The organism is Spirillospora albida (assembly GCF_000718255.1).
Lineage (GTDB): Bacteria > Actinomycetota > Actinomycetes > Streptosporangiales > Streptosporangiaceae > Spirillospora > Spirillospora albida.
This window is the reverse complement of record NZ_JOFJ01000008.1, coordinates 226,577-237,935: the sequence shown is the minus strand read 5'-3', so window position 1 is coordinate 237,935 and position 11,359 is coordinate 226,577. Positions and strand designations below refer to the sequence as shown.

General features: G+C 74.1%; 10 protein-coding genes. 5 read left to right on the top strand and 5 right to left on the bottom strand.

The window, feature by feature from the left end:
* Positions 1-585: 585 nt before the first annotated feature.
* Entirely contained in the window at positions 586-1,578 is a 993-nt protein-coding gene (locus tag IE99_RS0113725) for an AurF N-oxygenase family protein (protein WP_030169337.1), read from the top strand.
* Positions 1,578-3,077, top strand: a complete 1,500-nt coding sequence (locus tag IE99_RS0113720; protein WP_051712479.1) for an FAD-dependent oxidoreductase — start codon at positions 1,578-1,580, stop codon at positions 3,075-3,077. Before IE99_RS0113725 ends, IE99_RS0113720 begins: the two co-directional genes overlap by 1 nt.
* On the opposite strand, the gene IE99_RS0113715 is transcribed toward IE99_RS0113720, so the two are convergent.
* From IE99_RS0113715 to gabT, 3 genes are all read right to left on the bottom strand, one after another.
* Positions 3,067-3,810: a TetR/AcrR family transcriptional regulator gene (locus IE99_RS0113715; RefSeq protein ID WP_030169330.1), complete on the bottom strand. Its 744-nt coding sequence runs from the start codon at positions 3,808-3,810 to the stop codon at positions 3,067-3,069. The genes IE99_RS0113720 and IE99_RS0113715 overlap by 11 nt on opposite strands.
* Positions 3,811-3,866: 56 nt before the next feature.
* Entirely contained in the window at positions 3,867-4,928 is a 1,062-nt protein-coding gene (locus IE99_RS0113710) for a class I SAM-dependent methyltransferase (protein ID WP_030169327.1), read from the bottom strand.
* A 76-nt stretch (positions 4,929-5,004) separates the two neighbouring features.
* Entirely contained in the window at positions 5,005-6,339 is a 1,335-nt protein-coding gene (gene gabT / locus IE99_RS0113705; RefSeq protein ID WP_030169324.1) for a 4-aminobutyrate--2-oxoglutarate transaminase, read from the bottom strand.
* A gap of 91 nt (positions 6,340-6,430) precedes the next feature.
* Here gabT and IE99_RS0113700 point away from each other — a divergent pair, with 91 nt between their 5' ends.
* Complete coding sequence (locus IE99_RS0113700; protein ID WP_030169321.1) at positions 6,431-8,002, top strand: PucR family transcriptional regulator; 1,572 nt, start codon at positions 6,431-6,433, stop codon at positions 8,000-8,002.
* A 53-nt stretch (positions 8,003-8,055) separates the two neighbouring features.
* A complete protein-coding gene (locus IE99_RS0113695; RefSeq protein ID WP_030169318.1) occupies positions 8,056-9,483 on the top strand; it encodes an aldehyde dehydrogenase family protein in 1,428 nt (475 codons plus the stop codon).
* A gap of 15 nt (positions 9,484-9,498) precedes the next feature.
* Here the strand turns inward: IE99_RS0113695 and IE99_RS0113690 are convergent, their stop codons facing one another.
* On the bottom strand, positions 9,499-9,939 hold the full coding sequence (locus tag IE99_RS0113690; RefSeq protein WP_030169315.1) for a winged helix-turn-helix transcriptional regulator: 441 nt from the start codon (positions 9,937-9,939) through the stop codon (positions 9,499-9,501).
* 122 nt (positions 9,940-10,061) lie between these two features.
* Between IE99_RS0113690 and IE99_RS0113685 the strand changes: the two genes are divergently transcribed.
* Positions 10,062-10,979, top strand: coding sequence for an NADP-dependent oxidoreductase (locus IE99_RS0113685; protein WP_030169311.1), 918 nt, complete (start codon positions 10,062-10,064; stop codon positions 10,977-10,979).
* Between the two features lie 86 nt (positions 10,980-11,065).
* Here IE99_RS0113685 and IE99_RS0113680 read toward each other — a convergent pair whose 3' ends face one another.
* Complete coding sequence (locus IE99_RS0113680; RefSeq protein ID WP_030169308.1) at positions 11,066-11,326, bottom strand: hypothetical protein; 261 nt, start codon at positions 11,324-11,326, stop codon at positions 11,066-11,068.
* Positions 11,327-11,359 lie beyond the last annotated feature (33 nt).

Below are 11,359 nucleotides of genomic sequence, written 5' to 3'. Positions count from 1 at the left end.
CGCCCCCGCGAACATGCCCACGTCCTCCACCCGCAAATGCGCCGCGGTGAACTCCCCCGGCACATCCAGCCCCGCCAATTCCTCAGCGGACGCCCCATTAACCACGGCTTCGGCCAACGAATCCATGTGTTCTCCCAGTGCGTGGAATCAATTCTGACCGTAAGCACCGGAACGGCGGCGGCCAACCCTTAACATCGGTGCGGCCGCACCCCCTAGCCCGGCTAAGGGGCCATTACCTGAGGCACGGGAAATGTGACCGGGGCCACATGGGTGCCGGGCCATTGAGGAACCGCGCATGGACCGGCGCGCTCGGCGGGGCGCGCGAACGCCCACCCCAGCGGCATCGAGAAGCCGCATGGGGCCGGCGCCCCCGACCGTCGCGACACCCCACCCGGGGTGGGGCGGTCGGGCTCGGGGACGGCCGCCGCGCCGCGGCGAAGGCGGTGGGCGCCGGTGCGGATCGGCTCGGATCACCGTTGTTTGGGACAGTGTGTCCCGGTAAACATTGCATGAGACGGGGCGTCTCAGTAAATTCCTGCTTATGGCGGGGCCGACGGCGCCGGCCGGCCGGAGGAGGAGGCATCGATGGGGAACCTGACCGGGACCGATCTGTTCGATCAGGAGTACCGGGACCTGCTGCGGACGCTGAGCGAGGGGTCCGTGCGGCGGCGGTTCGACCCGTACCTGGACATCCCGTGGGACTCGCCCGAGTTCGCCATCGACCCGGACGACCCGCGCTGGGTCCTGCCCGCGGAGATCGACCCCCTGGGGGCGACGCAGTGGTACAGGGACCTGCCGCTGGAGCGCCGGATCGAGATCGGCAAGTGGCGGATGGCCAACTCGGTCAAGGTCGGGGCGGCGTTCGAGAGCATCCTGATCCGCGGCATGATGCAGTACCTCATGAAGCTGCCCAACGGGTCGCCGGAGTTCCGCTACTGCCTCCACGAGATGGCGGAGGAGTGCAACCACATCCAGATGTTCCAGGAGCTCGTCAACCGCATCGGCGTCGACGTTCCCGGCATGCGGACGTGGTTCCGGCGGCTGTCGCCGCTGATCGGGGTGGCGGGCGGCTACGTGCACGTGGTCCTGTTCATCGGCATTCTCGCCGGTGAGGAGCCCATCGACCACTACCAGAAGGACCTCATCCGGCTCGGCGGGAACGTTCCGCCGGCGATGCTCCGGACGATGGAGATCCACATCGCGGAGGAGGCGCGGCACATCTCGTTCGCGAACGACTTCCTGCGCGTCCACGTCGCGCGGCTGAACCGGGCGGAGAAGGCGGCCTGCGCGATCGCGTTCCCCCTGGCCATGCGCTGGCTGGCCGGGGAGATCATGACACCGCCGCGGTCGTTCGCCGAGAAGTTCGACATCCCGGACGAGGTGTTCAAGGAGGCGTTCTGGCGCAGCGAGCACTCCCGGGCGATCCTCAGCGGCTACTTCGGGGACATGCGGAGGCTGGCGTCCGACCTCGGGCTCATGACGCCGATGGCGCGGCGGCTGTGGAAGGCGCTGCACATCGACGGGAAGCCGTCGCGGCACCGGGGCGAGCCGCACCGCGAAGCGCACGGGCTCGCCTGATGCCGCACGTCGTCACGCAGTCGTGCTGCAGCGACGCGGCCTGCGTCTTCACCTGCCCGGTGAACTGCATCCACCCGACACCGGACGAGCCGGACTTCGCGACCGCCGAGATGCTCTACATCGACCCCGAGGCGTGCGTGGACTGCGGGGCGTGCGTCTCGGCCTGCCCGGTGGACGCGATCAAGCCGCACACGAAGCTCGCCGAAGGCGAGCTGGACTTCCTGGCGATCAACGCCGGCTTCTACGCGGCTCCGCGTGAGCGGCCCCTGCTCGCGCCGGTGCTGCCGACGCTGCGGGTCCGGGAGAGGCCGCAGGCGCTGCGGGTCGCGATCGTCGGTTCGGGGCCGGCCGCCATGTACGCGGCCGACGAGCTGCTGACGGTCCCCGGCGCGGAGGTCGGCGTCTTCGAGCGGCTGCCCGTCCCGTACGGGCTGGCGCGCATGGGCGTCGCGCCCGACCACCGGCGGACGCGGCAGGTGAGCCGGCAGTTCGACGCCATCCGCGCCGAGGAGGGCCTGAGCCTGTACCTGGACGTCGAGGTCGGAACGCACGTCACGCACGAGGAGCTGCTCGCCCGGTACCACGCGGTGATCTACGCGGTGGGCGCCTCGGCCGACCGGCGGCTGGACGTCCCCGGCGTCGAGCTGCCGGGCGCGGCGTCCGCCACCGAGTTCGTCGCCTGGTACAACGGCCACCCCGACTTCGCGGACCGGACGTTCGACCTGTCCCACCGCCGCGCCGTCGTGATCGGCAACGGGAACGTGGCGCTGGACGTCGCCCGGATCCTCACCGTCGACCCGGAGGTCCTCGCCGGAACCGACATCTCCCCCGCCGCCCTGGAGGTGCTGCGCGGCAGCGCGGTCGAGGAGGTCGTGGTCGTGGGGCGGCGGGGGCCGGAGCGGTCGGCGTTCACGCTGCCGGAGCTCGTCGGTCTGCGGTCGACGCCCGGTGTCGATGTCGTGGTCCCGGCGGAGGACGTCCGTTCAGGCTCCGGGGCGAAGCTCGACCTCCTGCGGGACCTCCCCGCGGAAGGGGCCTGCGGGCGGCGCGTCCGGCTGCGCTACCTGCTCTCCCCGGTGCGCGTCCTCGGAAGCGATCATGTGGAGGGCGTGGAGTTCGAGCGCAACGAACCGGATGGCGACGGCGTCCGGCCGACCGGGCGCATGGAGACCCTGGAGACCGGGCTCCTGCTGACGTCCATCGGCTACCGCGGGCGCCCCGTCCGGGACCTGCCGTTCGACGAGGCGTCCGGAACGGTGCCGAACGAGGGCGGCCGCGTCGTGGACCCCGGTACCGGACGCGCCGTCCCCGGCACGTTCGTCACCGGCTGGATCAAGCGGGGACCGACCGGGTTCATCGGCACGAACAAGTCGTGCGCGCTGGAGACCGTCCGGGCCCTGGTGGACGACTACAACGCCGGCCGCCTCGCCGACCCGGTGCGCGACACCGCCGACCTGCCCGGCCTGACCGGCCGCAGGCGGCACGGGCTCACGGCGTGACGCCGCCCCGGTCGGCCCCGGCCAGCTGTCCGATGACCGCGAGGAGCTCGGCCCTGGGGTCGAGGACGAGGCCGAGCGACCGGGCGGCGCCGTCCAGCATGTACCAGGCGTAGGTCGCCAGCTCGGCGACGATCTCCGACCGGGTCTTGGCCGGCGCCGGATCGCGGACCCACTGCGTCAGCATCCCCTCCACCATCGTGACGATGGCGAGGGTCAGCGACTCGAACCCGCTGTCGTCGACGTCGATCGTCTTGGAGACCGCCGTGATGATCGCGCGGGCGCGGGCGGCCATCCGCGCCTTGAGGCTGCTGACGGCGTCCACGCTCGCGTCCTCGTGGGTGGGGCCGCTCCGCATGAACTCGTGCAGGCGGGGATGCTCCGCCATCCAGTCCGCGACGGTGTGGATCGTCCGGTTGAGGATCTCCTCGATCGACCCGTCCGTGATGTCGAGCTTGGTGAACAGCTCGCCCGCGAAGACGTCGACCAGGTACGACCGGATGCGGCGGTCGAGGTCGTCGCGGTCGGCGAACTGCCGGTACACCACGGATTTCGCGAGCCCGGCCCGCGCCGCGATCTGCTGCATCGGGATGCGCGCCCCGGACGGGTTCTCCTCGAGCAGCTCGACGGCGGCCTCCAGGATCCGCGTCTGCCGGACGGAGTTGTGCCGTTCCCAGCGTGCCTGGTGACCGGTTCCGGAACCCGCCGTACGGCTCTCCCTAGCGCTGCTGGACACGCACCGACTCTACCGATTCCCGTTCACGCGTCCGGCGGGCGTGCTCGCCCTTCCGCTCAGGCGGGGTCGAGGCGGTAGAAGCGCCAGAGGTCGTGCTCGACGGGCAGTTCGGCGCACCGGTACCCCGCGTCCGCGGCGTAGGCGCGGACGGTGCCCGGTCTGAGCACGGTGCCCGCCTCCACGGCTGTCCCCTCCGCGCGGGTGGCGGGCAGGCAGTGCAGCGCGCTGAACGCGTAGTTCAGGCGTTCCAGCAGGTCGCCGGGGGCGGTGAACTCCGCGGCGACCTTCTCGTCGGCGATCAGGACGGCGCCGCCGGGCGCGAGGAGGCCCCGCGCCGACCGCAGCGCCGCGACCGGGTCGGCCATGTCGTGCAGGGCCTCGAACACGCAGACCAGGTCGGCGGGGCCGGACGCGGCGGGCCTGGCGGCGTCCCCGTGGGCGAACGTGACCCGGTCGGCGAGGCGGGCGGCGGCCGCGTTCCCGGCCGCTTCCGCGCAGGACGCCTCGTCCAGGTCGATGCCGTGCACGCGGGCGCCGGGGAACGCCTCGGCGAGCGCGATGGCCGACCAGCCGGTGCCGCAGCCCAGGTCGAGCACGCGGGCGGGCCCTTCGGTCAGCCGGGCCGCGATGTCGGGCATCGCGGCGATCCAGCCCGCGACGCCGGTCCGGAACGCGGGCCGGTTCAGCCCGCCGATACCGTGGCGGGCGCCCTCCCCGTAGGCGGCGTACGGGACGCCTCCGCCGGTTTCGAACGCGTCCGCGACCTGCGGAAGCACTTCCGCGATGGACGCGACGAAGCCGGGCAGCGCCCCGGCGTAGAAGGGGCTGTCGGCGTCCAGCAGCGCCTCGGCGGCATCGGCGGGCAGCGCGAAGGCGCGGGCGTACGGGTCGGCGTCATCGGCCGCGACGGCGAGCATCCCGGCCGCCGCCTGCTGCTCCAGCCACTCCCGCGCGTACCTCGGATGGACACCGGCCGCCCTCGCCAGCCCGTGCGCGTCGGCGGGGCCGGCGGACAGGGCCCGGTACAGGCCGAGCCGCACGCCCAGCGCGACGCTGAGCGTCTCCATCGCCGTGACCGCGTCCGCGAGCAGCCGTTCGGTGATCTCTTCGGTCGCCATGTCCCACTCCCCCGAGTCGGCCGGACGTCTCCGGTGTACTCGAGAGAGTGCCCGCGGGCGGCGGCCCGCACGCCGCTCAGCCCGCGAACGCCTCCTCGAGGACGTCCAGGCCCTCGTCGAGGAGCGCGTCGGGGATGACCAGGGGCGGCAGGAAGCGCAGGACGTTGCCGTACGTGCCCGCGGTGAGGACGAGCAGGCCGCGCGCGTGGCAGCGGCGGGCGATCTCCGCGGTGCGGACGGGGTCGGGGGCCTTGGAGCCGTCCGGGACGACGAGCTCGATCGCGATCATCGCGCCCCGGCCGCGGACGTCACCGATCTCGGGGTACCGCTCGGCGAGGGCGCGAAGGCGCGGCAGCATCGTCTCGCCGATGCGCCGGGCGCGCTCGGTGAGCTCGTGCCGCTCGATCTCCTCGATGACGGCGAGAGCCGCCTCGCAGGCGAGGGGGTTGCCCCCGTACGTGCCGCCGAGGCCGCCGCCGTGGACGGTGTCCATGATCTCGGCGCGGCCGGTGACGGCGGCGAGGGGCAGGCCGCCGGCGATGCCCTTCGCGGTCGTGAGGATGTCGGGGACGATGCCCTCGTGCTCGCAGGCGAACATGTCGCCGGTGCGGGCGAAGCCCGTCTGCACCTCGTCCGCGATGAACAGGATCCCGTTGTCGCGGCAGAACGCGGCGATCGCGGGGAGGAAGCCGGGCGCGGGCTCGATGAAGCCGCCCTCGCCCTGGATCGGCTCGACGACGACGGCGGCGACGTTCGCGGGGCCGAGCCGCTTGGTGATCTGGTCGACGGCCTGCGCGGCGGCCTCCGGGCCGCAGTTCTCCGGCCCGGTCGGCCAGCGGTACGGGTAGGCGAGGGGCATCCGGTGCACCTCGGGCGCGAACGGGCCGAAACCGTGCTTGTACGGCATGTTCTTCGCGGTGAGCGTCATCGTGAGGAGCGTCCGGCCGTGGTAGCCGTGGTCGAACGCCACGACCGCCTGGCGTCCGGTGGCGTAGCGGGCGATCTTCACGGCGTTCTCGACCGCCTCGGCGCCGCTGTTGACGAGGAACGTCCGCTTCTCGTGGCCGCCGGGCGCGAGCCGGTTGAGCTGCTCGCACACCGCGACGTACGACTCGTACGGCGCGACCATGAAGCAGGTGTGCGTGAATCGCTCCACCTGGGCCTTCACCCGCTCCACCACGCGGGGGTTGGCGTTGCCGACGTTGGTGACGGCGATGCCGGAGCCGAAGTCGATGAGGGAGTTGCCGTCGGCGTCGGCGACCACGCCGCCGTCCGCGTCCGTCACGTAGACCGGCAGGACGCTGCCGACGCCGGGCGGGACGGCCGCGACGCGGCGTTCCTGCAGCTCCCGGGACCGGGGGCCGGGGATCTCGGTGACGATGCGGCGTTCCTGCGGCAGGCGGCTTGTCATGCGCCGACCGTAGGACGGGGACCGCCTACCCTGAACCGTACGGGGCGGCGAAATCCGTCCGGGGAACTGGACACCGTGAACAGGTGGGGAGATGCCGCCGACGCTCGCCGAGGTCGCCGCCGTGCCGGGGCTCGGGCTGCGCCCGCTGACCGGGCCGCTGCCGGACGCCGCCGTCGCGTGGGTCGCGGTCAGCGAGCTCGAGGATCCGACGCCGTTCCTGGAGGGCGGCGAACTCGTCCTGACGACGGGGATGCGGCTCACCCCGTCCGGCGCCGCCGGCTATGTCGGACGCCTCGTCGCGCGGGGCGCCGCCGGGCTCGGCTTCGGCGTCGGCGTCCTGCACGGGGAGGTGCCCCCGGAACTGGTCGCGGCCGCCCGCGACCAGGGCCTGCCGCTCCTGGAGGTGCCGCGCCCGACCCCGTTCATCGCGGTCGGCAAGGCCGTCTCGCGGATGCTCGCCCGCGAGCGGTACGAGGACGTCACGCGCGCCTTCCAGGCCCAGCGGGAGCTGACCCGCGCGGCGCTCGACGGCCCCGGACCGCTGGTCGCCCGGCTCGCGCGCCTTCTCGGCGGCTGGGCGCTGCTCCTGGATCCGTCCGGCGGGGTGCGGGAGGCCGAACCGGCTGCGGCCCGCTCCCGCGCCGCGGTCCTGATCCCCGACCTCTCCCGCCTCGCCCCCGCCCACCACGCGTCCGGCACGGAGCCGGAGCGAGGTGCCGATGTCGCTCCTCCCCCGGATTCCGGCAGCGGTGCCGGCTCCCCGTCCTCGCGCGGGCGGGCCGGTGGGGGTGTCGCCAGCGTCGCGCTGTCCCGGCGGGGCGAGCATGTCGTCCTGCACCGGGTCGGGCTCGGCGGGGCGCCGCGCGGGTTCCTCGCGGTCGGCACCTCCGAGCCGCTGCCGCATGTCGCGCACACGATCGTCGGTGCCGCCGTCGCGCTGCTGACGCTCCAGTCGGAGACGCCCCGTACCGCGCGGGAGCTGCGCGGCGCGCTCGCCGCGCTCCTGCTGGGCCGTCCGCCGGGCTCGGCCCTGCCCGGCGGCCCGTTCCGGGTGCTGGCGTGCGCGGCCGGCGGCGAAGTGGTCCTGGACGCGCTGGAATCCGACGCCGCGGGTGAGCGCTGCCTCGCGCTGCCGCTGGAATCCCGAACCGCGGTGCTCGTCCCGGACGAGCTGACCGAGACGGTGCTGCGGCTGCTCGCCCCCCACGGTCCGATCGGCGTCAGCGATTCGCTCGACGAGGCCGGGATGCGCGGGTCCGGCGGAGGCCCGCGCAGCCCGGCCGGAGGACGCGGCGCGGAAGACGCTCTGCGGGAGGCGGAAGAGGCTCTGGCCGCGGTGGCCCGGCAGCCGGGGCGGCGGGTGCTGCGCCATTCCGACCTTCCCGGCCAAGGGGTGCTCGGCCTCCTGGATCCCGCGCTCGCGCGCGCGTTCGCGGAGGCGCTGCTGGCCCCGCTGGACGCGGCGCTCGCCGCGTCCGTCCGGGCGTACGTCGCGGCGAACGGGCAGGGCGAGGCGGCGGCGCGGGCGCTGGGCGTCCACCGCCACACGCTGCGGGCGCGCCTGCGCAAGGCCGCCGGCCTGCTGGGGCGCGACCTGGACGACCCGGCGGCCCGCGCCGAGCTGTGGATCGCGTTCGCCGCTCTGGACAGGTACGCCCGCTGAATTGGACGGACCGGACAGCCACGCCGCGCCCCGTCCGGCATACGGTGAGGGGCATGACCGTGACTTCATTCTGGCTGGCCGGCCGGCCCGCGGCCGGCGACGAGGAGCTGACCGTCACCCACCCGCTCGACGGCCGCGTGATCGGGACGGCGGCGGTGCCGACCCCGGCGCAGGTGGAGGAGGCCGTGGCGGCGGCGGACGCGGTCCGCGCCGAGGCCGCCGCGCTGCCGCTGCACGTCCGGGCGGAGGCCCTCGCGCACGTGTCGAAGCGGCTCGCGGAGCGCGCCGAGGAGGTCGCGCGGCTGATCACCGGGGAGAACGGCAAGCCGCTGCTGTGGGCGCGCGGCGAGGTGGCCCGCGCGGTGTCCACGTTCCGGTTCGCGGCCGAGGAGACCCGGCGGTGGAGCGGCTCGACGCAGCGGCTCGACACCGACCCCGCCGCGACCGGGCGGATCGCCTACATCACCCGCGTGCCGAAGGGCCCCGTCCTCGGCATCTCGCCGTTCAACTTCCCGCTGAACCTGGCGGCGCACAAGGTCGCGCCCGCGATCGCGGTCGGCGCGCCGATCGTGCTGAAGCCCGCCCCCGCGACGCCCCTGTCGGCGCTCCTGCTCGGCGAGCTGCTCGCCGAGACGGATCTGCCCGCCGGGATGTTCTCCGTGCTGCCCGTCCCGAACGAGCGGGCCGGCGACCTCGTCGAGGACCCGCGCCTGCCGATCGTGTCGTTCACCGGTTCGGGCCCGGTCGGCTGGACGATCCGCGACCGGGTGCCGCGCAAGCACGTCACGCTGGAACTCGGCGGGAACGCGGCGGCGGTCGTCCTGCCGGACGCCGACCTCGACCACGCCGCCCAGCGGATCGCGCTGTTCTCCAACTACCAGGCGGGCCAGAGCTGCATCGCGGTGCAGCGGGTGTTCGTCGACCGGGCCGTCCACGACGCGTTCCTGAGCAGGCTCGTCGCGGCCGTCGAGGGCCTGGTGACCGGCGACCCGTGGGACGAGCGGACGCAGGTGGGCCCGCTCGTCAGCGAGGCCGCGGCGGAGCGCGTCCAGGCGTGGGTGGACGAGGCCGTCGCCGCGGGCGCGACCGTCGTCACCGGCGGGCGGCGGGACGGCGCCGCGTACGCGCCGACGATCCTCGCCGATGTCCCGGCGGACGCGAAGGTGGCGTGCGAGGAGGTGTTCGGTCCCGTCCTGATGATCCGGCCCGTCGACGGCGTGGACGCGGCGTTCGCCGCCGTCAACGACTCCGCGTACGGGCTGCAGGCGGGCGTGTTCACCCGGAACCTCGACATCGCGTTCCGCGCCCACCGCGAGCTCCAGGTGGGCGGCGTGGTGATCGGCGACGTCCCGTCCTACCGCGCCGACCAGATGCCGTACGGCGGCATGAAGGAGTCGGGCGTCGGGCGCGAGGGGCTGCGGTCCGCGATGGCCGACTACACGGAGGAGAAGGTCATGATCCTCACGGGTCTGCCGCTCTGATCCGGCCGGCGGCGTTCAGGCGACGCGGGCGTCGTACTCCTCCCGGTTGGCGAGGACCTCGTCCATGTGCGCCTCGGCCCACGCCTTGATGCCGCGGATCACATGGTGGAGCGAGAGGCCCAGGTCCGTCAGTTCGTAGGTGACGGTGACCGGCACCGTCGGCGTCACGGTGCGGGTGACCAGGCCGTCCCGCTCGAGGGAGCGCAACGTCTGGGTGAGCATCTTCTGGCTGACCCCGGCCAGCCTGCGGGACAGCTCGGAGTACCGCATCGCCCGCGGCTCGCCGGGGCCCCGGCCCACCGGGTGCGGGCCGTCGCTGCCGAGCGCGGCCAGGATCAGCGCGACCCATTTGTCGGAGATCCGGTCGAGCAGCTTGCGGCTCGGGCACTCCGCCATGAAGGCGTCGTAGTCCTCCTTGGCCCGCGCCCGCCTCTGGGCCGCCGTCGTCGTGGCCATCGGCCGCTCCTTCCTACCTGCGGGTGACCTACGCACTGTGAGGTGCGTACTTCCCGATGGGGAGTTACCTGCCCATAGTGGTGCGTGCAAGGCGTTGAGCACAAGCCATGAAGGGTCGATCCATGGGCATCCCCACGTTCCGCACGGCCGCCGTCCGCACCCCGGGCGGCCCCGACTCCATCGAGTTCCTGGACGTTCCGGTCGCCGAACCCGGCGCCGGCGAGGTCCGGGTCCGGATCGCCGCCGCGGCCGTCAACCCCGTCGACCTCGCGGTCGCCGGCGGCTTCTTCCACGGCATCGGCCTGATCACCCAGCCCGAGCGCACCGGCCTGGGCTGGGACTTCGCCGGGACCGTCGTCGCCACCGGCCCGGACGTGGACCTCGCGACCGGCACCCGCGTCGCCGGGCTGGTGGGCGGCCTCGACCGCGACTTCGGCGCCTACGCCGAGGAGGTCGTCCTGCCGGCCGCCGACGTCGCCGCCGTCCCCGACGGGCTGGACCTGATCGCGGCGTCCACGGTGCCGCTCAACTCGCTGACCGCCGTCCAGCTCCTCGACCTCCTCGGCGACGCGCCGAAGGGCGCGAACCGGCTCCTGGTGACGGGGGCGGCCGGGGCGGTCGGCGGCTACGTCGCCTCCCTCGCCCAGGACCGCGGCTGGCAGGTCACCGGCCTCGCCAGGGCGGAGGACGAGGAGTTCGTCCGCGGCCTCGGCGCCGCCTTCACCACGCGCGCGGAACCGGGCTGGGACGCGGTCGCCGACGCGGCCGTCCTCCAGGAGCGGGGCGTCGCCCTCGTCCGCGACGGCGGGGCCTTCGTCGGCGTCCAGCCGGGCACCGTCCCGGCGGCCGAACGCGGGATCGCCGTGCGGGCCGTGAACGTGCGTCCCGACGGCGCGAAGCTGGCCGAGCTGCTCGCCCGCACCGCGTCCGGCGAACTCCCGGCCCGCGTGCACGCGGTCCTGCCGCTGGAGCGGGCCGCCGACGCCCACCGCGCCGTGGCCAAGGGCGGGGTGCGCGGACGCTACGTCCTCGAGCCCTGACCGGCGCGCCCGGCCGGGACCTCGGGCATCGAGCGCGCGCCCCGCGGTCGCGTCGACGTGCTCGGGGATCCCGGCCGTGACGGGCGTCAGGACTCCCCGTACACGCTCTCCATGAAGCTGCGGTAGCCCGCGACGTACTCCACGCGGGGGGACGGGGCGTTCAGCTCGGCCGCGAGCATCTCCTCGGCGGCGGCGGCGAGGGCGCTCTGCTCGGCCTCGGTGGCGCCGGCGAGGTAGGCGGTGATGGACTCCAGGGCGTCCACGTCGTCGTCGACGTCGTCATCGGCCCGTTCCACGACTGCGATGTAGGTGGCGGCGTAGATGACCGCCTTGGCCAGTACCTGCATGGGTGACTCCCGGCCCGTGGGGGTTCGTCCGGG